A 24,266-nucleotide genomic window follows, 5' to 3' on the forward strand; every position below is an offset into this window, starting at 1 on the left:
CTAACTATTCAGACAATACTTTAGTGTCGTAAAATTCCTGATAAGCGTGCGAGAAGTTTTCCTTTTCTGTATACGGAAGTACTGGTTTATTCATCCGGTCTACATAGGTTTTTAATTCTTCTGGGACATTGTCCCCTCCTATCACCACAGCATCAGAATTATCTACCGCAGTTTTAAGAAGATTTACAAAGTTTGGAGTTTTCAGGTGTTTTACATTAGAATTCTCCAAACCGTCAAAAAGAATTTTCTCTCTCAACTCTTCATCTAACGTCCCATCAAAACTTTGATTGTAAATAGAAGTAACAATTTTGGCATTTTTAAATAAAGGCTCATTCCCATAGTAATTTCTCAAATACAAAGGCAATAATGAAGCCAACCAGCCGTGAACATGAATAATATCTGGGGACCAGTTCAGTTTTTTTACAGTTTCAATAACTCCTTTTGCAAAAAAAATGGCTCTTTCATCATTATCAGCAAAGAGATTTCCGTCCTCATCAGTCAAGGTGGCTTTTCTTTTAAAGTAATCTTCATTATCTATAAAATAAACCTGCATTCTCTCCTTCGGAATAGACGCTACTTTTATGATTAGCGGCATATCTAAATCGTTGATCACAAGATTCATTCCCGATAGACGAATCACTTCGTGCAATTGATGCCTGCGTTCGTTGATATTCCCAAACCTGGGCATAAAAATCCTGATTTGACCTCCAAGGTTGTTCACCATTTTTGCAGCTTCAAAGGAGGTTGAGGAGATATCGGTTTCAGGTAAGTAGGGTATAACTTCAGATGAGACGTATAACACTCTCTTATCTTTCATAAATTCTTTACTTTAGTTACGTTTCCGAATAAAAAACACGCAAAATTACAAAAATTTATGCAGATTGCCAGAGATATATTAAGTTTGCACGCTGTTAATTTTATAATAAAATGCAGGTTTTTAGGGAGAAACAACCACTTATACAGGCGATTCAGAAGATAAAATCTGACGAAAAAAGTCTTGGATTAGTTCCAACGATGGGAGCACTTCATGAGGGTCACCTTTCCCTTTTGAAAACAGCCCTGAAAGAAACCGATCAGGTGGTAGTGAGTATTTTTGTAAATCCTACTCAGTTCGATAATGCTGAAGACCTGGAGAAATACCCCCGAAATCTGGAGAAAGATCTGGAGCTTTTAAAGAAAATTTCAGAAGATATTTGGATCTTTTCTCCAAATGCCCATGAATTATATGGAGACAAGGTGCTATCGCAAAATTTTGATTTTGAAGGACTGGAACTGGTAATGGAAGGAGCTTTCAGAAACGGGCATTTTAACGGTGTTGGCACAGTGGTGAAGCATCTCTTTGAGATTATTACACCAGATAAAGCTTTTTTTGGGGAGAAAGATTATCAGCAACTTCAGATCATCAGGAAACTGACTGAAAAAACAGGCCTTCCTGTTGAGATTGTTGGCTGCCCTATTTTACGAGAAAATTCGGGACTTGCAAGGTCTTCCAGGAACGAGCGTCTAAGTACCCAAAGTCGAGAGAAAGCTGCTTTTATTTACGAAACCCTACAGGATGTTAATCGGTTATTTGGCATAGAAAGTGCAGATTATATTACCACCTGGGTAGAAAATAAATTCAAAGGCAACCCTTATCTTAAATTAGAATATTTTGAGATTGCCGATTCTGAGACTTTGAAAAAAATAAATACAAAAGAAAAAGGAAAACAATACAGAGCATTTGTTGCGGCCTATGCCGATGATATTAGGTTAATTGATAATATCGCTCTGGACAACTCATTTTAGAAATGCAAATTCACGTAGTAAAATCCAAAATTCATCGCGTAAAAGTAACCGGGGCAGATCTGGATTATATTGGCAGTATTACCATAGATGAAGATCTTATGGAAGCAGCCAATATTATTGAAGGGGAAAAAGTCCAAATCGTAAATAATAATAACGGCGAACGCCTGGAAACCTATGTTATCCCGGGACCTAGAAATACCGGTGAGATCACTTTAAATGGTGCTGCAGCGCGCAAGGTTGCCAAAGGCGATATCCTCATTATTATTGCTTACGGTATAATGGAAATGGAGGACGCCAAAAATTTTAAGCCCTCCCTCGTATTTCCAGACGAAGAAACTAATTTGCTGAAATAAAACTGGTTGAAAAACAAGTTCATCAAAATATTGAAAATCAGTGTCCCCTTATTTTTGGGGATTTTTTTGATTTGGTACTCTTTAAAAAACGCAACGCCAGAAGAGCGTGAAAATCTTTGGCAAAGTATTGTAGATGCTAATAAATTTTGGATCTTCCTCTCTTTTTTGCTAGGTAGTATTTCCCATTTTTCCAGGGCATATAGATGGAAGTTTATGTTGGAACCCATGGGCTACAAATCTTCCCAGGCCAACCGCTTCATGGCAGTTATGGTTGCTTATTTAGCTAATTTTGGCATTCCCCGTTCAGGAGAAGTATTAAGGGCAGTCACACTTTCTACTTATGAAAAGGTTCCTTTTGAAAAAGGCTTCGGAACCATTATTTCTGAAAGGGTGGCAGATCTTTTAATTTTAATGTTAATCATCGGGATTGTTGTGATCCTGCAAACCGATGATCTCCTAATATACCTGAACGATCAAAACATTAAACCCCTCAACACCCTCTTAATTTTTCTTGGTCTTGTAGGCCTTATCGTTATAGGAATTTATATTATAAAACAATCCACCTGGGGGCCCTTTAAGAAGATCAAAAAACTAGCGAAAGGTTTGTTGGAAGGCATGAGGAGCATCCTGAAAATGGAACAGAAATGGGCCTTCATATTTCATACTGTCTTTATTTGGTCTTTGTACCTTATCATGTTCTTTGTTATTCAGTTAAGCATTCCGGAAACCGCAAATACCCCAGCCGGAATTATCATGGCTGCTTTTGTGGTGGGCTCGTTTGCCGTCTCGGCTACCAATGGCGGGATTGGCGTCTATCCGCTGGCTGTAGGAGGTGTATTGATGTTTTTTGGGGTTCAGGATCATGCTGCAGAAGCTTTCGGATGGATTTCCTGGGCGACACAAACTTTTGTAGTCCTGATATTTGGGGGCTTATCCTTTATTTTACTGCCGCTTTTAAACAATAGAAAATAATAATTATATTGTAGGTCCGAATCAATATGACACCTATGAAACGATTATTACTATTGCTAATGGCAATTTCATTGCCTATAGTGGGCAGTTCACAGATCAAACATGAAAGTTTTTCCTCTCAAAAACTAGGAGAAACAAGACAGATAAAGATCCAGCTTCCAAGAAATTACGAAAAAAACAAAGAGAAACGCTACCCCGTCGTTGTGGTGCTTGATGGCGATTATTTATTCGAGCCCGTAGCAGGGATGGTAGATTATTATTCTTACTGGGAAGATGTACCGGAAATGATAGTTGTAGGCATTAATCAGGATGGAATTAGAACAGAAGATACTTCCTACAGCGAAAACAATTTTCTTCCGGTAGATAAAGGCGCGAAGTTTTTTGAATTTATCGGGATGGAATTGCTTGCCCAGTTAGATCAAAAATACAGAACGGCCAATTTCAGGATCATTGTTGGCCATGATTTTACCGCAAATTTTATTAATTATTACCTTCTTAAACAGACTCCTATTTTTCAGGGATATGTAAATCTAAGCCCGGACCTCGCACCTGAAATGGCCGATAGGCTTACGAATGCCCTAAATAATGCCGAATCTAAAAAATGGTATTATATGGCAACTGGAAGTGATGATATTCCAAACCTTAAAAAGAATATATTAAGCTTCGATAATCAGCTCAAAAATATTGAAAATGAATTGGTAGCCTATAAATTCCAGGATTTTGAGGACGAAACTCATTATTCTCTCGTAGGAAAAGCAATTCCTTCAGCAATATCCAGCATGTTCGAGATTTACAGGCCTATTTCCACAAAAGATTATAACGAAATTTTACTCCAGACCTCTGTCTCTCCTTCGCAATTTTTGGCTGAAAAATATAATTCTATCGAAGAATTATATGGAATTCAGAAGAAAATAAGCATCAACGATTTTATGGCCGTTTATAAGGCCATTGAAAAAACCCGAAACTGGGAAGAATATAAAGAATTATATAAAATGGCTTTTGATCATTATCCTGGAACCATGTTGGGCACTTTCTTCGAAGCTAGATATGAAGAAGAAACCGGCAACCCAAAGAAAGCCATGCGAATCTATCAAAATGCGTATGGCCAGGAGAAAATTGCATTTATAGATACCGATTTTATGCTTGAAAAAGCCAATTCGATTAAAAAAGATTTCGGTTATTAGCATAAAATAGATCGATTAAATGGCGAAGGTAAAGACAAGTTATTATTGTCAGAAATGTGGGGCTCAGTATTCAAAATGGCAGGGAAAATGCAATTCTTGTGGAGACTGGAATACCATAGTTGAAGAGTTAGTACAGAAACCTGATCCAAAAGACTGGAAAACTTCAGCAAAGAAGGAAGCGAAAAAAGCCTCAAAACCACTACTCATTAGCGATATTGAGAATACTCCTCAAAATCGTATGAATACCGGCAACAATGAGCTGGACCGGGTACTGGGCGGTGGTCTTGTTCCAGGTTCTCTAACGCTTTTAGGCGGTGAACCGGGAATTGGAAAAAGCACCCTTTTATTACAAATATCGCTCGGTTTAAAGTATAAGGTATTATACGTTTCCGGGGAAGAAAGTCAGCAACAGATCAAGATGCGGGCAGAACGTATAAATCCCAATCCCGCAAACTGCTTTATCCTTACCGAAACAAAAACTCAAAGTATCTTTCGTCAGGTAGAAGAAGTGGAGCCGGAAGTGGTTATTATAGACTCCATTCAAACACTTCACAGCGATTATATTGAAAGTTCCCCTGGAAGTATTTCCCAGATAAGGGAATGTACGGCAGAGCTCATTAAATTTGCCAAGGAAAGCAACACTCCGGTAATTTTAATCGGCCATATCACGAAAGAAGGAAGTATTGCAGGCCCAAAAGTTCTTGAGCATATGGTAGATACTGTTCTTCAGTTTGAAGGGGATCGTAATCATGTTTACAGGATTTTGAGGGCTCACAAAAACAGGTTTGGCTCTACGCATGAACTGGGAATATATGAAATGCAGGGCAGCGGTTTAAGAGAAGTGATTAATCCCTCTGAAATTTTAATCTCTAAAAACGATGAGGACTTAAGTGGAACCGCGATCGCTTCAACTCTGGAAGGGATGCGTCCTCTTATGATAGAGATCCAGGCGTTGGTAAGCACAGCGGTATACGGCACACCACAGCGATCTACCACTGGCTACAATGCCAAACGACTGAATATGCTACTGGCAGTTCTTGAAAAGAGGGCTGGTTTTCGGCTTGGCGCTAAAGATGTATTTTTAAACATAACCGGTGGAATTAGTGTGGACGATCCCGCCATAGACCTCGCAGTTATTGCGGCCATTCTCTCTTCTAATGAAGATATCGCTTTAGAAAAAGATACTTGTTTTGCTGCTGAAGTTGGACTCGCCGGTGAAATTAGACCGGTAACCAGAATAGAGCAACGTATTATCGAAGCTGAAAAGCTTGGTTTTGGCTCTATCATGGTTTCTAAACAAAGTAAAATTCCGAAAGGAGATTTTCATATTCGCATTATAAAAGTTGCAAAGATAGAAGATGTTGTTAGCCACTTATTTGGCTAAAAATGGCATAATTACTGCTTATATTTGACCTCATTTGAGGATGTAATGCAATTAAAAAACATAGGCTATTTCTTAATCTGTCTTCTACTTTTTTCCTGTTCGCAGCTGGAAAAAGCTGAAGAACTTATTTCCGGGCTTTCAGAAAAAGAACAATATATAAAGGATAACGGATTTTCTGATGAAATTTTTGAGCTTTGGAAAAGTCGGGTGACGCAGGCATTAAATGACAGCCTCGAAATAGAATTACCTTACAGAGAAATAGGTGAATTAAAACCCCGGAATTTTGCAATCTATTCCTACTCTACCTACCTCATTCCAGGCGAAAGAATAGAAGCTCAAATTATTACAGACAGCTCCAATACCCTGATCTTTTCAGAACTTTATAAGAAGACAAGTTCTGAAAATCCTTCTTTTGAAAGGATAAAAACCGGAGCACCAAAAAATCGATCTTTAGCTTTCGAGATCCGGGAAAAAGGCTTGTATAAACTTGTTATTCAGCCGGAAATTGAGGCAAATACACCATTTCAGATTATAATAAAAAAATCCCCCACCTATCTTTTCCCTGTTTTAAATGGAGAAAATTCAGATATCGGCAGCTACTGGGGTGATATTCGGGACGGGGGCAGGAGAAATCATGAAGGTATTGATATTTTTGCAGAAAGAGGCACACCGGTGGTCGCTCCAACTTCAGGCAGAGTAGGATTTACCGGTGAGAAAGGTCTTGGAGGAAAACAGGTTTGGTTAAGGGATAGTAAACGAAATCAATCTTTATACTATGCTCACCTGGACAGCATTGTTCCCGGTATCAATAGGGTAAATCCTGGTGACACACTTGGGTTTGTGGGTAATTCGGGAAATGCAAGAACCACTCCGCCGCATTTGCATTTTGGAATTTATAAAAGAAATGAAGGAGCCATAGATCCTCTGGGATTCGTCTATTTGACAGAGGAACCTGATTTAACCGAATTGCCGGAACAGCAAATTTCATCACGATTAAAAGTGAATTCTTCTACCGCAAATTTCAGGAATAAACCTGCGTCCAATAATTCATCTATCATCAAAAAAGGAAAACAGGGGGAAATGTTAAGTGTACAGGGCAAAACAGCCGACTGGTTTCACGTACGCGACAGTTTAGACCGCTCTATGTATGTTCATGAAAGCCTGGTACAGCCTGTACATTAAGGCGACGGGTTGGGAATTGAGTTATGAATCTCATTGATCCCTTCAAGGATCTCTTCTGAAAGTACCACATCTATACTCGCAATATTTTCCTTTAGCTGATCTAAACTCGTGGCCCCAATAATGTTGCTGGTTACAAATGGCTGCTGATTTACAAATGCCAGCGCCAGATGAGTTAGGCTCATATGATGTTTATCTGCAAGTTCCTTATATTTTCTAGTGGCCTTTACCGCTTCTTCATTGGAATATCTGCTATACTGAGGAAAAAGGCTTAATCGTGTGTTTTCTTTAATTCCGTCCAGATGTTTACCGCTTAGAGTCCCCATTCCTAAAGGGGAATATGGAAAAAGTCCTACATTTTCCCGATGACAGATTTCGGTTAAACCAATTTCATCTTTTCTATTTAGTAGATTGTAAGGATTTTGCACCGTAACCACCCGGGGCAGATCATTTTTACTTTCTTCCAGAAAACGCATCAGCCCGTAGGGCGTTTCATTAGAAAGACCAATCTGCCTAATCTTTCCTTTGTCGATAAAATATTTTAAGTTTTCCAGCACCCTCCTGAAATTATCTTCCCACTGCTCATCTTCATCATGATTATAACCTCTTTTTCCAAAGAAATTGGTTTGCCGCTCAGGCCAATGTAATTGATAAAGGTCTATATAATCTGTTTGAAGCCTTTTTAAACTTTTATCAATAGCATCTTCCAGCGCTGCTTTATGAAAACCAAGGTCTTCCCGAATATGGGAAACCATTTCAGCAGGGCCGGCGATTTTAGAAGCGATCACCACCTCATCACGCCTACCGGTTTTCTTCAACCAGGAACCAATCACTTTTTCTGTGCTGCCCTGAGTTTCGGGTTTTGCAGGAACCGAATACATCTCGGCAGTATCAATAAAATTCACTCCTTTATCCAGGGCGTACTCTATTTGCTCATACCCTTCAGCTTCAGTATTCTGCTGTCCCCAGGTCATAGACCCCAGACAAATTTTACTAACTTTTATATCGGTATTTGGAAGATTGGTATATTTCATTATCGTTTAATCTATTTCGTTTAAAACCCTGGTTATTTCGTCCAGTTTTGGGGTGAGGATCACTTCAATTCTTCGGTTTTTGGCTTTTCCGGTTTCGGTATCATTAGAAGCTACCGGAGCATATTCCCCTCTTCCCGCAGCCGTTAAACTTTGCGGATCTATATTTGCATTGTCCCGCAAAATCTGCACAATTGCAGTGGCCCTTTTGGTAGAAAGATCCCAATTGTCTTTTAATTGCCCGCTTCCGCCGTAAGGAACATTATCTGTATGCCCTTCAATTAAAACTGCTATATCCGGATTTTGAGCCAGCACGGTCCCAAGCTGTTGTACGGCTTTTCTACCTTCAGAATTTACAGCCCAGCTTCCGGAATCAAAAAGTAATTTATTTTCCATAGAAACGTACACCTTGCCATCCCTTTGTTCCACACTCAATCCCTTGCCTTCAAAATTGGTAAGTGCATTGGAAACAGCATTTTTTAAAGCATTCATCTTAGCGTCCTTTGCCGCGATCACACTTTCCAGTTCATCAATTCTTTGAGAACGAAAGGCCAAATCTTTTTCCAGTTTCTCCAGCCGGTTTTTTTCCTGGATCAAAGCTGCTTCTTTTTCATCCAACTGTGCCAGCAATTCCCTGTTTTGCCTGGAATTCTCTGCGATGGCAGCAGAACTATTTTGTTCTAAAGCATCATAGGATTTCTCCAGACTTTCATAATTCTTCTGAAGCGCCGTAAGCTTTTCCATAAGTTGATTTCGCTCGGTGGTGATCGTTTCAAAATCAGTTTTAAGAGTAGTTAATTCTCTTTCCATTTCTGCACTGGAGCTTCTGAAGTTTTCAAGCTCATCATTCATCGAACGATTCTTTCTTTGTAAATCGGCATTTTTACTTTCAAGTTCTCCGTATTTTTTTGAAGAAACACAGGAACTCATCAATATGCACAATGCTAAAACAGCGGTAAATCTAATCTTTATCATATTATTATTCTATTTCTACTAAAACGGGGCAGTGATCACTATGGTATGCTTCCGGCAAAATAACTGCCCGCTTTAAGCGATCTTTTAAAGGCTGAGAAACCAAATTGTAATCAATACGCCATCCTTTATTATTATTTCTGGCATTGGCCCTGTAACTCCACCACGAATAATTATCTGGCTCCTCATTAAAATAGCGAAAGGAGTCTATAAATCCATTTTTCATAAAACCATCAATCCATCTTCGCTCTTCAGGAAGAAAACCTGAAACATTTTTAAGCCGAACAGGGTCATGTATATCTATAGCTTCATGACAAATATTATAATCTCCGGAAATAATCAAATTTGGGATTTCCAGTTTTAGCTGATCTATATACCGCTGAAAATCGTCCATGAATTTAAACTTGAGTTCCAACCTGTTTATGTTGGTTCCCGAAGGTAAATAAAGGCTCATCACCGAAAAATCTTCAAAATCTGCACGAATACTCCTTCCTTCAAAATCCATATAGTCTATCCCGGTTCCGTAAGAAACATTCTTAGGTTCGGTTTTGCTGAGAATTGCTACTCCGCTATATCCTTTTTTTGTTGCTGGATACCAATAATGAAAGGGATATCCGGCTTTCTCAAATTCTGAAACATCTAATTGTTCCGGATGGGCTTTAATTTCCTGTATGCAAACTATATCGGGATTTGATTGCTGAAGCCAGTCTAAAAAACCTTTGCGCATGGCGGCACGAATGCCGTTTACGTTATAGGAAATAATGGTCATGTACTTTGAATTTTTTCAAAAATAAGGCTATCTGCACTAAATCCAAGAACAGATCATAATTTGGCCTTTAAAAATTTACTTCACTATGAAACGTTTGACTTTACCAACTTTTCGGGTTCCAACCCTAACAAGATATACTCCTCTGGCTGCATATGACATATCGAGTTCATACACATAGGCATCCCCATCGTTGAGTACCTGGTTTTCTATCAATCGCTGGCCGCGAATATCGTGTACCGTAATTCGTAAAGGCTGGTCAAAGCTCGTTTCCATGATCACCCGGTATTGATTTTCCCTAAAAGGATCGGTGACTACCACAAGTTCAGCTTCATCTAAAATAAAGTCTTCAATATCCAGGGTGCTGTCAGTAATATTTACCGAATAATCATGAGTGGTTCCATAGGTCATTACGGAACAGGGATCGTTCAAATTTCCGGCAAAATCGGTGTCACCCGCCCGTATCCTTAATAGATGTTGGCCCAGGCTCGCATTTCGAGGTATGGAAAAGTCATAGGAAAAAGGCTGATTTGCCTGCGGAATAACTTCTGAAGTGATCAAACGTTCTTCATCTTCAAATACGGCGTTATCGTTAAAATCTATCCATAAAGAGAATTTTTCCCTTTCTCCTTCAGCAAAACCTGTTTCCACGGTTACCGTGTAATCACCCTGGGACCTGTCAAGATTAGTAGAGTTTACACTGAAGTCTATATATCCTGTAGTACAGGGAATTCTTTCATTGAGGATTTCTCCCAGTTCAAAATAGAAGATCCCGTCGCCTTGTGAACAATCTGAGCCTTCAGGGATACAATTTAAATTGGATACAGAGATAACTTCAGCATCATTGGTAGGATCAAAATCATTTTCTAATCTCGTCCTTGCCTCTATTTTGTAAGTTCCGAAGGTCGATAAATTAGCAGTTCTATTAAAGGTATAAATCGCATCTTCCCCAACCTCAAGCACCTGATTATAGGTTTCAACAACCGGTGCGTTATTACCTATTTGGTAGCTTATCGGAAAATCCTGCTGTGGCTCACCTCCTAAATTAGATATGGTAACAGTAACTTCTTCTGTACTTGTCAAATTTTCGCCGGTAAATGGAGAATCTATGGAAGTTATCCCAATATCATTGGGAGGGAGGTTTTTTACTTCGGCTTCAAAAGCATCATTATTGGTATTGGAATCATTTTCCAGATTAGTAGCAATAGTGATCGTATAAATTTCTCCAATGTCAGAAAGATCTGCGGTTTCTTCAAAGGTAAATTCTGCTGAACTTTCTGCAGCAATGGTTTCTTCAAAAATTTCTGTCACCTGCTGCCCGCCATCAACATTATAGGTCACTTCAAAATTAGATTGGGCATTGGTACCATAATTTCTTATTCTTACTGTGATTGTTTCCGAAGCTGTAAGCGTTGCATCTTCCGGATTTAATAAGGCCACCACTCCAAGGTCGTTTGGTTCATTTGCAGCAATACGAAAAACTCCCACCTTATTTAACCTGTCTGCACCTTCAAAATATTCAGCATTATGCCAAAAAGTAAGGTCATCTACCGGATCTATACTCAAGTGTGCGTAATCCCCGTATCTACCTTCCGGGCGGGGCTGTGGACTATTTCCTTCCACAATAGATTCTTCCTGGATGGTCATTAAACCTAATTCATCATTTACAAACCTGCCGGTATATCGTATCGATGGAAAAATTGGGTTGGAAGGATTGTCATTTAATACTGTATAACCCATGGCGATATTTCCCCGAGCGTCTATACCTATACTTCCGCTAAAACGGTCGCTACCATCTGGAGCATACGTGCCTTCCTGATACACAGTCCACGGTGCTCCATCTGCCTGTTGTCTTAATTCATACCATCTAATCCCTGCATGTTTGGCCGCAGTTGGTTCGATATCTACTACAAAATTCATTACCACTGAATTATGAGTTCCAAAACGCCTGTATTGCGTCATATACATCATGGCGGCCTGTAGTGCATCTATTTCCGGAGTTTCTCCAGGTTGCGGTAGATTCTGAAATCCACCCCCGTCAAAAGTGGCTGTAAAAGGAGAAACTCCATTGGTTATTTCCTGACTTTCTTCAATAGTAGAAGCTCCAGGGTTACTCCAATCTACATTTATCAACCATAATTTTAAATGATCCTGATTTACACCGGCCCATCCATCGTCCTGCAAATAAATTATTGGCGCATCACCCGGTGGAGGCAAATCGCCACCCATTACGCTGAATCCAGCCGGACTGTAAAAACCATTGTTTTGTATTCCCGGAAGAGGAAAACCTAGGATGCTCACATTATCATCCCCCTGAAGCATTCTATCCCTTTCCAGCACATAAACAATTTCCTTTCCCTGTGGTTCCAGGGCATCTTTGTTGGTAGTGATATAATATCCACCATTCCATAAAGAAATTTTTGGATAATCTGGTAATGACTCTAGGTTAAAACGATAGGTAAACCAACCACTATTTACCGGATCCCCTCCTTGGGAAACCGCAAATAACAATGCAGCCGGAGTGCTACTGCCGCTACCAGGTGTTGCGCTAAATTGCATAAGCACAAACCTATTTGCAGCCTCATCATAAAATACGATAGGATCCCCATCATTTTCACCGCTAAAAGCACCGCCTATGCTTTCCAAAGATGAAGGTGGAAGTACCTGGTTTCCCTCTTTATCCCAAATTGCGAAAGCGCTGTTCCACGCATTTACATAATGATTTCTACCTACTGCACCCGTAGGATCTGAGGGAGTAGATCTGGTGGAAGCTCCATCAAAGGTTAGAATTGGAGCTTTTACAGGAATCTCTCCCATTTTGCTTTGCAACGCTGGATCTATTCCCCTTGGAAGACCTTTTCCAGGAACCACTTTGTTAATACCACGGTTTCTGGGGTTATATAATTTTGGTTTCTCAAAATCCTTTATCAATTTTGCCTTAGACAAGGCCCCTGTTTTTATAACATTGGCAGAATCTATAAATGTTGGGCCCGCTTTTTCCTGGTTTTGTGAAAAAGCAGCAAGATGAAAAACGAAAAAAAGTGAAATTAGAGATAGTAATTTTTTCATCATAAGGAGTCTTTCTACAATATTTTCTAAAAATAGACATAATCGATTTAATTGAAATAAAAAAGGCAATTAATAAATCAATTGCCTTTTAAAATTTTTATTTATTTCTGAAAATTTATTGCGAAAAGCCTTTCATCCATGTTTTAAAGTCGGTTTCCTGTCTTATTAAGGCATCCAATTCTTCAATCGCTATCCTTTTCTGTTCCATGCTATCACGGAACCTAACAGTTACAGCATTGTCTTCTAAAGAATCGTGATCTACGGTAATACAGAGTGGCGTTCCCGCTGCATCCTGGCGACGATATCTTCTTCCAATGGCGTCTTTCTCATCATATTGCACTTTGAAGTCCCACTTTAGATCATCAAAGATCTTTTGGGCCAGTTCCGGAAGACCATCTTTCTTGACCAATGGCAAAATCGCTGCTTTTGTTGGAGCCAGTACCGCAGGAAGTTTTAAAACCGTCCTTGTATTACCATCTCCCAGATCTTCTTCTCTTAAAGAGGAAGAAAGCACAGAAAGGAACATCCTGTCTAATCCAATAGAGGTTTCAATAACATAAGGCACATAACTCTCCTTCAGTTCAGGGTCATAAAATCTCAATTTTTTCCCTGAATGCTCTTCATGAGCTTTAAGGTCGAAGTCTGTTCTGGAATGAATTCCTTCCAGTTCTTTAAAACCAAAAGGAAAATTAAATTCTATATCTGTAGCAGCATTTGCATAGTGAGCCAATTTTTCGTGATCGTGAAAACGATAGTTTTCCTCACCAAGACCTAGCGATCTATGCCAGTTTTGGCGTATTTCTTTCCATTTTTCATACCATTCCAACTCTTCTCCAGGACGTACAAAAAATTGCATTTCCATTTGCTCAAATTCCCGCATTCTAAAGATAAATTGCCTGGCAACGATCTCATTTCTGAAGGCTTTCCCTATTTGAGCAATCCCGAAAGGGATCTTCATTCTTCCCGTTTTCTGAACATTCAGGAAGTTTACAAATATCCCCTGGGCAGTTTCCGGACGGAGATATAACTGTGTAGCTGTATCTGCTGATGCCCCAAGCCTTGTGCCAAACATCAGGTTAAATTGTCTTACCTCTGTCCAGTTCTTAGATCCGGTTTCAGGATCGGCGATTTCCAATTCTTCAATCAGTGCCTTTACATCCTCCAAATCCTCATTAGTAAGGGATTTTGCCAAACGCGCAAGAATTTCTTCCCGGTCTCCCAAATATCGTTTTACACGCGGATTGGTTTGCTTATACATTTCTTCATCGAAATCTGCTCCAAAGCGTTTTTTTGCTTTAGTAATTTCCTTTTCAGCCTTCTGAAGCAATTTTTCAGCATAATCTTCTACCAAAACATCTGCACGATAACGCTTTTTAGAATCTTTATTATCTATAAGAGGATCATTAAATGCATCTACGTGACCTGAAGCTTTCCAGGTTGTGGGGTGCATCAGGATCGAGGCATCTATTCCCACAATATTCTCGTGAAGCTGCGTCATGCTCCTCCACCAGTAATCTTTGATATTTTTCTTCAGTTCAGCACCATTCTGCCCATAATCATAAACGGCACTTAAACCGTCATAAATTTCACTGGATGGGAAAATATATCCATACTCCTTGGCATGGGATATTACGTTTTTAAAAAGATCTTCTTGATTTGCCATGGCGCAAAAATAAAAAAACCGCCCTGAATAATATCCAGGACGGTGTTTAAATTATTTAATTATAATTAATTCAGCGTGAAACTTCCATTACCAAGAAGCACTGCATCATTATATACATATACTTTGTAGTTACCTTCCAGTAATCTATCCTCATTGGTGTTGGCCAGGATACACACATCCAGTTCATCGTTTTCGTAGAAAACTTTTGAGGCCGCACTATATACCATCGTGCCTCCTTCATGCTGTACTACCAGCTCGTCACCCACAAGTTCATTTTCCGGATTATATACCTGAACGTACATATTTTTTTCACCAGCATCAGCCAGATCATTAGAAGTAATGGTAAAACAGGTTCGAATCTGGTCTACCCGACGATTATTATCGTTCTCTACCAGCTTCCCGCTATTTCTTACGATGACTCCTTCACCTGAAAGGCTGGTGATCTTTAACCTGGAAGCTTTGTCAACCTTCGTAGAAAGGCTTTGATTAGTCGTTTGTAAAGAATCAGACAACTTAGTTCGCTGCTCCAGGGCTACACTTGTACTGTCAAGCGAAGTGGAAAGCATTTGATTTTGCGCACTCAGGCTATCTACCACTCTAAAGAGACGGTCTTTTTCAGCTTTTAAATTACCAATTTCCCTTCTATACCTGGAAATTAATACAAGATTGGCTTCATTATCCTGTACTGAATCCAGTAATCTTGAAATTCGATCTCTGGCATTCACAAGATCCTGATCCATGATCTCATTTTCCTCAATGGCATCATCGTATTTTACGATTAGCTCATTAAGTTCATCTTCTATCACCGATTTTTCCTTCTGCAGGATCTCTTTATTTTCTTTCTCCTCATTATAAAACTTTATAGTATAAATGCTAAGCGCAACCAGGGCTACAGCAAGAATACCGGTTAAAATCTTTAAAGCGGTATTATTCTTTTTTTCTGTCATCATAAGTTTAATTTAGTTCGTAAATTTAGATGTTTAACCATGTATGGTACAAGCCATTAACAAATGTTTCACGATTTCGTCAATCTTCTTTATCCTAGACTGTGTCACATTTGTGAGGCAGAATTGCTTAAAAACGAAAAGTTAATTTGTACTTCCTGCCTGCATGACCTGCCAATTACCAGTTACCACCATGATAACGAGAACCCTGTTAAAAAAGTATTCTATGGCAGAGTAAAGATAGAAAAAGCTACGGCATTATTGCACTTTAGAAAAAAAGCTGGTGTTCAGCGTTTAATTCATGATCTTAAATATAGGGGACACAGGGAGATTGGTTCTTTTTTAGGCAAATGGCTGGGTACAGAACTTTCAAATTCTGGCTGGGGTGATAATATTGGAGTGGTTATACCAGTGCCACTACATAAAACCAGGCTACGCCAACGAGGTTACAATCAGGTGGAAGATTTTGGAAAAGAAATTGCGGCAGCCATAAATGCAGAATATGTGGATAATGTTCTTCTGAAAATAGATGCTACCCAGACCCAAACCTTTAAAGATCGCTTATCCCGATGGGGAAAACTGGAAGAAACCCTGGCAGTTGAAAATTCAGCAAAAATTGAAGGAAAGCATATACTTTTGGTTGATGATCTGGTAACCACAGGAGCCACGCTGGAAGCCTGCATTCACAAACTTTACGAAATTCCAGATGTGAAAATTAGTATTGCTACCATGGCAATTACAGATTAAGCTTTGCGTTGTAATTCAAAATAATTGTTTCTTTGCTAAAAAGATTTCAGTTTTTCATCTATGAAAAAAAAGATACCCGGATTTTTAATTGTTTTGATCTTGCTATTTACTTTGGTACAATGTGCTAAAAAAGGAATGCCAGAGGGAGGTCCTATAGATGAAGAACCTCCAAAATTTATCCGGGCGAATCCCGAGAATTACAGCACCCAATTTGATAAGGAAGAAATTAGGATCTATTTTGATGAATATATAAAATTAGACAAGCCACAACAGCAAATTATAATTTCTCCTCCAATGACTCCCAAACCCAATATCATGCCGTTGGGAACTGCGAGAAAAGACATTAAAATAGAAATTTTTGACACGCTGGAAGAAAATACAACCTACACCATCAATTTCGGGAAAAGCATTGTAGACAATAATGAATCCAATCCTTTTAATTATTTTAAATATGTATTTTCTACAGGTGACTATATAGATTCCCTTATGGTTTCGGGAACGGTGAAAGATGCCAAATTAAAAGCACCTTCCCAACCAGTTTCAGTCATGCTATATGAGGTAGATTCTACCTACACAGACTCTATTGTGTACAAAGAAACACCAAGATATGTTACCTATTCGCAGGATAGTACGTTCGCATTTTCCCTTGAAAATCTAAAAGCCGGAACTTACAGGATGGTGGGTATCATGGATAAAAATGATAATTACCTATATAATCCCGGCAGTGAAAAAATTGGCTTTATTGCTGAAAATATTACTATCCCAACAGACAGCACTTATGATATTACCGTATTTAAGGAAGAACTGGATTTTAAACCGAAACGTCCTTCCCATGTAAAAGGCCACAAAATTTTATTTGGTTATGAAGGCACTGTAGACCTGGATAGCCTAGATATTAATTTACTTTCAGGCAAACCCGTAGGTTACGAATACCGGGTGGTAAAAGACCCGGCTAAAGACAGCCTTTATTATTGGTATAATATTAAACCTGAACTGGACAGTCTAAGCTTTGAGGTAGTTACCCCAAAAACCAGGGATACATTACTTGCAAGACTGGGAACTATGGACAGGGATTCACTAGAAGTTAGTGCAGAATCTGGCGGAATTAATAAAAACTTTAAATTTTTGGCAAATACGCCCATCGTAGCTCATAATGATGAATTCATTAGAGTGATGGACAAGGATTCTTCTGAAGTTCCTTTCACCACAGAATTCTTTCCAATGCGAAACGAAGTGGTTTTAAAGTTTGAAAAAGCTCCTTCTAATAACTACCAGGTTTCAGCATTTCCGGGTGCGATCACAGATCTTTTTCAGGAAACTAATGATACTCTGGTGCAAAGTCTTAGAACCAAGGCGCTGGAAGATTATGGGAAGATTATCCTGAATATTCAAAATATCAGGTCGTTTCCTGTAATTGTTCAGCTAACCAATACTAAAGGAGATGTTATAGCCGAAAAATATTCTGAAAATTCAGGAAATTTCACTTTCGAATTCCTAAATCCCGGGGATTTTCTTGTGCGCGTGATCTATGATACCAATTCAAATATGAAATGGGATACCGGAAACTACCTCAAAAAACGTAAGCCCGAAAGAATACTTTATTATCGTGATACTATTAATGTAAGAAGCAACTGGGACCAGGTAGAGACCTTTAGTTTAGAGTAAAACTATCGCGATCCTGCAGGAATTTCAGCTTGGTTCTTACTTCCTTAAGACTTTCTTTTTCGATACTGAATTCAGCAATAAATTCATCTGAACGGTTTAATTCGGTAAGTTCTATCCCCAGCGGATCATAGGCTGCCGAATGTCCGTTATACACATAACCATCCCCATCTTCACCCGTTCTATTCACTCCAATACAGTATGCCATATTCTCGATTGCCCGCGCCTTAAGCAGTGCATCCCAGGCATTCACCCTTTTCTCCGGCCAGTTGGCAACATACAACAATAGATCGTAATCTACCGTATTACGCGCCCAGACAGGAAACCGAAGATCATAACAAATTAGCGGACAAATTTTCCACCCGTTATAATCAACAATAAGTCTTTCTGTTCCGGCGGTATAGGTTTGATCTTCTTTAGCAAGGGTGAACGTATGTCTTTTATCGTAGAGCTTATATGACCCATCTGGAAACACAAAGAATAAACGATTATAATAATTGCTATTTTCAGAAATAATTACACTTCCTGTTACTGCTGAAGATTTTTCCTTTGCTATTTTACGCATCCAGGTCAAGGTATCAGCTTCTGTTTCCTCTGCTAACTTTTCAGCCTTCATACTAAATCCAGTGGTAAACATTTCCGGCAGAATAATCAGTTCAACATCCTCCGAAATTTTATCTATTTCTTCTGAAAAAAGCTTCCTGTTAGCCTCTGCATCTTCCCAATTCAGGTTTGCCTGTATAAAAGCAATATTTAGTTTTTCCTCCATATTCAAAAATATCAATTTTAAGGCAGCAATGCCAAATAGATGTTAAATGATTGTTCAAATAAAGACGTTTAAATAGTTTTAAACTGTAAAAATGAAAAAGATTATGAGCGTAAGTACTTTTCTTCAAAAGGATTCATACATGTCTAATACCAGTCGTAGCCTGATTTCTGGTTTTATTGGCGGACTAGCCGGATCTGCCGTAAAAAGTTTGATTGAACAATATCTTCCGGTTAGAAAGATAGAACAGCGTTCGGCTCAAATAAAGATCGTAGATGAATTATCTACAAAAATAACCGGCACTCCGGTTAGTACTCAAAACGAAGCTCTGGCAGAACAGTTGGTGAATATTCCTATGGGCGGTTCGCTTGGAGCAGCTTACGGGTATGGGAAAAAGGATAGAAATGGTCTTAGACCCATGGATGGAGTTATTTTTGGTGCTACCACCTGGGCTTCTACGCATGAAACTTCGTTGCCTATACTTGGCTTGGAACCTAAACCCACCGATGTCCCTATTAGAATGCAGATAAATGAATTATTCGCTCACGTGGCTTTTGGAGTTACCACAGAGCTAGTAAGGCATTACCTGGACAAACAATTAAGGGAATAATTAGTTATCCAACTGTTTCAACATTCTCTTAATTCGATCTTCCAGTTTTTCAGAAGATAATTTTTCACGTAACCTGTCGGTAATAATGGGAAAGGAAAAGGGCGTTGGTTTTTCGCATTTTCGCCATATTATTTTTTGTGATCCTATACGCTCCAGTGCCAACCTTAGTCTTCCTTCTTCAAGCTGATGCTCAAAGGTTTCCCTAAATGCCTGCTGATATAAAAGATTATCTTCTTCATAATCTTTAAAAACGCTGAACAGCAATTGGGAATTAGACTGAAGGTGTTTGCTTTTCACCAGTTTATTGGGGTAGCCTGTAAAAACAAGTCCTGCAATTACTGCAATATCCCTGAATTTTCTCCTGGCCATTTCCGTTGCATTCAAACTTTTATAAAGGTCATCCATCAGATATTCTCCACTAAAAAGCTCATTATCTAAAACCTGTTGCATATCAATTTCCTGATCTGAAAGTAGCTCAAATCCATAATCGTTAAACGCGATAGAAAAGCTAATAGGCGATAACAGACTTATTCTGTAAGCCAGCAGACTTCCTAAAGCTTCATGAACAAATCTTCCTTCAAAAGGATAAAAAACCGCATGAAATCCCTCCCTGGTTTTAAAAGTTTCGATTAAAAATTCATCGCTTTTCGGAATAATAGATTCCTTTTTCTGCCTTTCGAAAATTCCTGAAAGAGCTTTTAATTCTTTACTTGTTTTTTCACTGTTTTCCAACGTTGCCGCCGTATACATTTCTTCCCTTAACAATTCGCTCATTTGTGCGGAGAAGGTCATTCTCCCACCCATCCAGCTGGGAACTTTCGCCGTTTTTTTAGATGATTTTCTTACCAACACCTGCATATTTTTAATTCTCACCAGTTCCAGATTTCTACCGGCAAAAGTAAAGACGTCGCCCGGCTTTAATTTAGAAATAAACCATTCTTCGATAGTTCCAATATAACCACCTTTCATATATTTTACACTCAGCATGGCATCGCTTACAATGGTTCCTATTTGCAGGCGATGGCGCATGGCCACTCCGCGATTATTTATTTTAAATCTTCCATCTTCTTCGATCTCTACCTTTTTATATTCATCATAAGCCTGCAAACTCTGGCTACCTTTAGTTATAAAATTTAGTATCCAGATCCATTGTTCTGAAGTGATTCCCTGAAAGCAAAAAGTTGAAGCGATTTCCGGAAATATCTCTTGGGGATAAAATCCGTCGGAAACGGCCAGGGAATTTAAATACTGAACCAGCACATCAAAACTCATCAAATAAGGTATCCTGTCTTCAACGGCCTGTTTTTGTACCGCCTTTTGAAGGGCTGAAGCTTCTATAAGTTCTATGGCATGGGTAGGCAGAAAATAGATCAAACTAACTTTCCCAGGCTGGTGACCGCTTCTACCTGCACGCTGTAAAAACCTCGCAACTCCTTTAGGTCCGCCAATTTGGATGATGGTTTCAACAGGTGCAAAATCCACTCCCAGATCCAGGCTCGAGGTACAAACCACCGCTTTTAAACTCTCATTTCTAATTGCCTGTTCTACCCATAGTCTGGTTTCTTTATTGATGCTCCCATGATGCATAGCTACATCTCCGGCAAATTCAGGATATTTATGCATTAATTTTTGAAACCAGAGTTCGCATTGCGACCGGGTATTAGTAAAAAGAAGGGTGGTTCTGGAAGTATTAATAATAGGCACCACCTCATCTAAAAGATGTAAGCCGAGGTGTCCCCGCCACGGAAATTTTTCCATCTTTTCAGGAATAATGGAACGAACCTCAATTTTCTTATTCAGCTTCGCCTTTATCATTACTGAATTTTCCAGTTCCTTAGAATTAGGCCCCAGTAAAACCTCCCTCGCCTGCTCAAGATTTCCAATGGTTGCTGAAATTCCCCAGATTCGAAGGTTTCTGGAAATGGTTTTTAACCTGGAAAGCGCAAGCTCTACCTGGACACCACGTTTAGTCCCCAAAAGTTCATGCCACTCATCAATAACAATAGCCTGGAGATTTTTGAATGTCTTATCATAGTTTTTCGAAGAAAGCAAAAGATGCAGACTTTCCGGAGTGGTAATTAAAAGATCTGGCATTGCTTTTTTCTGATCGGCTCTTTCCTTTTGTGAAGTATCCCCGGTTCGAATTCCTACGGTGAACTGAGTTCCCATTTCCTCTGCAAACCTGCTCGCCGCCTGCTCAATTTCAACCGATAGTGCTCTAAGCGGAGTAATCCAGATAGCTTTTAATCCCTTTTTATGCCTGGTTTTATAATCGGGATTTTTTTTGATATAATCCAATATTATCGGCACCCAAAGAGCGTAGGTTTTTCCACTTCCGGTAGGAGCATTGAGCAAACCGTTTTTCTTTTGCAAATAGGCCTTCCATGTATCTTTCTGAAACCTGAAAGGTTTCCATCCCCGACCAGAGAACCAATTTTCAGCCAGATTAGTAAGATCAGTTCTGTTCATTTTAATTACTAAAATCTATCATTCCAAGACCTGCAAGGTTTTAAAACCTTGCAGGTTTAAGTTCAATATCAGGGAATTAAATTCTTTAAATCTTCCAGGGTATTGGCCTCTTCAATCTTTTTATCTTTTCGCCAGCGAAAAATTCTAGGAAAACGAGTGGCCACCCCACTTTTGTGCCTTTTAGATTCTGCGATCCCTTCAAAAGCAATTTCAAATACGTGATGTGGAGTTACACTTCGTACCGGGCCAAAACGTTCCAGGGTGTTTTTTTTGATCCATGCATCCAGACTTCTGAATTCCTTATCGGTCAAACCTGAATAAGCTTTGGCAAAAGTCACTAATTCCTTTTTTTCTTCATCCCATAAACCAAAGGTATAATCTGTAAAAAGATTACTTCTTCTACCATGACCGCGCATCGCATAAGTCAATACCCCGTCTATCGTTAAAGGATCTACTTTCCATTTCCACCAGTCTCCTTTTTTCCTTCCTACCAGATATGGGGAATCCAGTCTTTTCAGCATCAGCCCTTCAGATTTCACTTCGCGGGAATTCTCTCTTTCCGCAGCAGCTTCCTCCCAGTTTTTGAAGCTTATTGTTTCAGATAAATGAAAAGGTAGATCTTCAGAAGACACTTTTCTATATAAATCTTCCAGAATTTCTCTTCGTTTTCCAAAAGCCATACTTCTAATATCTTCACCTTCCCATTCTAGAATATCGTAAGCTTTTAAAATTACTGGTGTCTTCTCCAACAGTTTTTTCGAAATATTTTTGCGTCCAATACGGCTTTGAAGATCCTTAAAAGTTCCTATTTCTCCCTTCGGAAAAGGTAAAATCTCGCCATCCAACACTGTTCCGTTAGGAATAGCTTCTACAAAAGCTTTAAATTCCGGATATTTATCTGTAACCAGCTCCTCTCCACGGCTCCAGACAAATAGCTCGTTATTTCTAATAATTACCTGGGAACGGATACCATCCCATTTATGCTCGGCACTCCATTCAGCAACATCTCCCAATTCTTTTGGTTCACCTTCAATAGCATAAGCCAAATAAAAAGGATAGGGTTTCGAAAGAAAATCTTCTTCATTCTCTTCCAGGATCAGCTTGTTATAAGTGATTTTTGAAGGTTCCCAGTTACCCATCAATTTATAGGCAAGAATATCTTCGTCTATTTCTGTCGCTTTGGAAAGAGCCCGGGTCATTAATTTCTGACTCACCCCTATTCGAAAACTTCCTGTAATAAGTTTTGTAAAAACAAAGCGTTCGTAATAATTAAGGTTTAACCAGTTTTCCAATAGATAAGCTTTCTTTTCCTGTTCAGACTTCGACTTTAGCTCAAGGATTTCCTGTAAAAACTGGTTCAGACTTTTCCCAGTAGAATCATCTGCAGGGGGAATTACAAGGGCTATGGTTTCAGCAAGATCCCCTACAATATGATAGGATTCTTCAAAAAGCCAAAGCGGAATTTTAGCCAATTCTGAAGCCCATTCACGCATGAGGGTGGTATTCACCGGACGTGGAGGACGACGGTGGCTAAGAATGGCAATAGTCCACACTTTATCTTTAGGCGGCGCCTGTTTGAAATATTCGGTAAGCGCCTCTACCTTTAATGTGGTTTTATTGGTACTATCCAGGGTTTTTATAAGATCTGCAAATGCCCTCATTCTGAATCTTTTTCTTTATCACTTTCCATCGCACCTGCTTCTCCTTCATACTGCGTTTCTTCTGTTCTGGCGTCGTATCCCTGCTCCCGAAGATATCTTGAAAAAATATCTGTATACCCATGCGTACAAATCACTTTTGCGCAACCGGTTTCCTTAATGGAGGTTAGCAATCCCTGCCAGTCACAATGATCGCTCAGCACAAAGCCTTTATCTATCGCCCTCCTCCTTCTCGCTCCCCGAAACGTCATCCAACCACTTGCTGAAGCCGTAACATAAGGCACCATTTTCCTGATCCAGGTAGTCCCATGAGCACTTCCCGGCGCTAATACGATATTTCCTTTAATTTCTTCTTTTTTGGTTTCCCTGGTGATTCGTGTAGTTTCCGGAAAATGGATTTGCTCTCTTAGCACCTCGGTCATGTTTTCAATGGCGCCATGAGTATAAATCTTACCAATGGAAGTATCCAGATGTTTTAATAAACGCTGGGCTTTTCCCAGGGAATACCCAAATAAAACGGAAGCTCTTCCATCTTGCTGATTCTGCTGCCACCAGTTATTGATATCCTCAAAAACCTGTTTTTGAGGCGTCCACTTAAATGCGGGCAGGCCAAAGGTACATTCCGTAATAAATGTGTGACATTTTACTGGTTCATAGGCAACAGCAACGCCATCATTTTCAGTTTTATAATCACCGGTAAAAACCCAGACTTCTCCTTTATATTCTACCCTTATCTGTGAAGAACCTATAATATGCCCGGCTGGATGTAGCGAAAATTTTACTCCGTTGATGGTAAAATGTTCGTTCCATTCCACCCCCGAAACCACAATATCACCCAATCGATGTTTAATGATAGGTACGTTGCTATGATGTGTGATATATTTTTTATGACCCCATCTGGAATGATCGGCATGGCCATGAGAAATAATAGCTTTGTCTACCGGTTTCCAGGGATCGAGGTATACATCTGCCGCTGCACAATAGATCCCTTTTTCGTTAAAAGCTAATAACGGTGTTTTCATTATTTCGTTTGAAGAACAATGAATTTAAAT

Annotated in this window: 20 protein-coding genes; 9 read left to right on the top strand and 11 right to left on the bottom strand. The window is 39.3% G+C overall.

What is annotated here, in order from left to right; all coding sequences use genetic code 11:
- Window positions 1-4: 4 nt before the first annotated feature.
- Window positions 5-817, bottom strand: a complete 813-nt coding sequence (locus Q1K34_RS04655) for a glycogen/starch synthase (RefSeq protein ID WP_300435157.1) — start codon at window positions 815-817, stop codon at window positions 5-7.
- Between the two features lie 110 nt (window positions 818-927).
- Between Q1K34_RS04655 and panC the strand changes: the two genes are divergently transcribed.
- The 6 genes from panC to Q1K34_RS04685 are packed head-to-tail and all read left to right on the top strand — an operon-like array spanning window position 928 to window position 6,860.
- On the top strand, window positions 928-1,785 hold the full coding sequence (gene panC / locus Q1K34_RS04660; RefSeq protein WP_300435160.1) for a pantoate--beta-alanine ligase: 858 nt from the start codon (window positions 928-930) through the stop codon (window positions 1,783-1,785).
- A gap of 2 nt (window positions 1,786-1,787) precedes the next feature.
- Window positions 1,788-2,138, top strand: coding sequence for an aspartate 1-decarboxylase (gene panD, locus Q1K34_RS04665; RefSeq protein ID WP_300435163.1), 351 nt, complete (start codon window positions 1,788-1,790; stop codon window positions 2,136-2,138).
- Between the two features lie 30 nt (window positions 2,139-2,168).
- A complete protein-coding gene (locus tag Q1K34_RS04670) occupies window positions 2,169-3,110 on the top strand; it encodes a lysylphosphatidylglycerol synthase transmembrane domain-containing protein (protein ID WP_300435165.1) in 942 nt (313 codons plus the stop codon).
- A gap of 35 nt (window positions 3,111-3,145) precedes the next feature.
- Window positions 3,146-4,294 (top strand): alpha/beta hydrolase-fold protein, encoded by a 1,149-nt coding sequence (locus Q1K34_RS04675; protein WP_300435167.1) that lies wholly within the window; start codon window positions 3,146-3,148, stop codon window positions 4,292-4,294.
- Between the two features lie 19 nt (window positions 4,295-4,313).
- Entirely contained in the window at window positions 4,314-5,678 is a 1,365-nt protein-coding gene (gene radA / locus Q1K34_RS04680; protein WP_300435170.1) for a DNA repair protein RadA, read from the top strand.
- A 45-nt stretch (window positions 5,679-5,723) separates the two neighbouring features.
- Complete coding sequence (locus tag Q1K34_RS04685; protein WP_300435172.1) at window positions 5,724-6,860, top strand: M23 family metallopeptidase; 1,137 nt, start codon at window positions 5,724-5,726, stop codon at window positions 6,858-6,860.
- On the opposite strand, the gene Q1K34_RS04690 is transcribed toward Q1K34_RS04685, so the two are convergent.
- From Q1K34_RS04690 to Q1K34_RS04715, 6 genes are all read right to left on the bottom strand, one after another.
- Window positions 6,857-7,891, bottom strand: coding sequence for an aldo/keto reductase (locus Q1K34_RS04690; RefSeq protein WP_300435175.1), 1,035 nt, complete (start codon window positions 7,889-7,891; stop codon window positions 6,857-6,859). The genes Q1K34_RS04685 and Q1K34_RS04690 overlap by 4 nt on opposite strands.
- A gap of 6 nt (window positions 7,892-7,897) precedes the next feature.
- Window positions 7,898-8,863 carry an OmpA family protein gene (locus tag Q1K34_RS04695; protein WP_300435177.1) on the bottom strand — a complete coding sequence of 322 codons (966 nt, stop codon included), beginning with the start codon at window positions 8,861-8,863 and terminating at the stop codon, window positions 7,898-7,900.
- A 4-nt stretch (window positions 8,864-8,867) separates the two neighbouring features.
- A complete protein-coding gene (locus Q1K34_RS04700; RefSeq protein WP_300435179.1) occupies window positions 8,868-9,629 on the bottom strand; it encodes an exodeoxyribonuclease III in 762 nt (253 codons plus the stop codon).
- Window positions 9,630-9,704: 75 nt separating this feature from the next.
- Window positions 9,705-12,698 (bottom strand): GEVED domain-containing protein, encoded by a 2,994-nt coding sequence (locus Q1K34_RS04705; protein WP_300435182.1) that lies wholly within the window; start codon window positions 12,696-12,698, stop codon window positions 9,705-9,707.
- A gap of 112 nt (window positions 12,699-12,810) precedes the next feature.
- Window positions 12,811-14,358 carry a glycine--tRNA ligase gene (locus Q1K34_RS04710; protein ID WP_300435184.1) on the bottom strand — a complete coding sequence of 516 codons (1,548 nt, stop codon included), beginning with the start codon at window positions 14,356-14,358 and terminating at the stop codon, window positions 12,811-12,813.
- A 65-nt stretch (window positions 14,359-14,423) separates the two neighbouring features.
- Entirely contained in the window at window positions 14,424-15,308 is an 885-nt protein-coding gene (locus Q1K34_RS04715; RefSeq protein ID WP_300435186.1) for a hypothetical protein, read from the bottom strand.
- A 60-nt stretch (window positions 15,309-15,368) separates the two neighbouring features.
- Here Q1K34_RS04715 and Q1K34_RS04720 point away from each other — a divergent pair, with 60 nt between their 5' ends.
- Window positions 15,369-16,049, top strand: coding sequence for a ComF family protein (locus tag Q1K34_RS04720; RefSeq protein WP_300435188.1), 681 nt, complete (start codon window positions 15,369-15,371; stop codon window positions 16,047-16,049).
- A gap of 60 nt (window positions 16,050-16,109) precedes the next feature.
- Window positions 16,110-17,714 carry an Ig-like domain-containing protein gene (locus Q1K34_RS04725; protein WP_300435191.1) on the top strand — a complete coding sequence of 535 codons (1,605 nt, stop codon included), beginning with the start codon at window positions 16,110-16,112 and terminating at the stop codon, window positions 17,712-17,714.
- Here Q1K34_RS04725 and Q1K34_RS04730 read toward each other — a convergent pair.
- Window positions 17,701-18,480, bottom strand: a complete 780-nt coding sequence (locus tag Q1K34_RS04730) for an amidohydrolase (RefSeq protein WP_300435193.1) — start codon at window positions 18,478-18,480, stop codon at window positions 17,701-17,703. The two genes, Q1K34_RS04725 and Q1K34_RS04730, sit on opposite strands and share 14 nt — an antisense overlap.
- Window positions 18,481-18,571: 91 nt before the next feature.
- Between Q1K34_RS04730 and Q1K34_RS04735 the strand changes: the two genes are divergently transcribed.
- Entirely contained in the window at window positions 18,572-19,087 is a 516-nt protein-coding gene (locus Q1K34_RS04735) for a DUF1440 domain-containing protein (RefSeq protein WP_367183302.1), read from the top strand.
- Here the strand turns inward: Q1K34_RS04735 and Q1K34_RS04740 are convergent, their stop codons facing one another.
- The 3 genes from Q1K34_RS04740 to Q1K34_RS04750 all read right to left on the bottom strand — a co-directional run bounded on the left by Q1K34_RS04740 (window position 19,088) and on the right by Q1K34_RS04750 (window position 24,236).
- On the bottom strand, window positions 19,088-21,556 hold the full coding sequence (locus Q1K34_RS04740) for a ligase-associated DNA damage response DEXH box helicase (RefSeq protein WP_300435195.1): 2,469 nt from the start codon (window positions 21,554-21,556) through the stop codon (window positions 19,088-19,090).
- 68 nt (window positions 21,557-21,624) lie between these two features.
- Entirely contained in the window at window positions 21,625-23,217 is a 1,593-nt protein-coding gene (locus Q1K34_RS04745) for an ATP-dependent DNA ligase (protein WP_300435198.1), read from the bottom strand.
- Window positions 23,214-24,236, bottom strand: coding sequence for a ligase-associated DNA damage response exonuclease (locus Q1K34_RS04750; RefSeq protein WP_300435200.1), 1,023 nt, complete (start codon window positions 24,234-24,236; stop codon window positions 23,214-23,216). The genes Q1K34_RS04745 and Q1K34_RS04750 overlap by 4 nt, the downstream gene beginning before the upstream one ends.
- Window positions 24,237-24,266: the final 30 nt, after the last annotated feature.

Source organism: Christiangramia sp. (assembly GCF_029937855.1).
Taxonomy (GTDB): domain Bacteria; phylum Bacteroidota; class Bacteroidia; order Flavobacteriales; family Flavobacteriaceae; genus Christiangramia.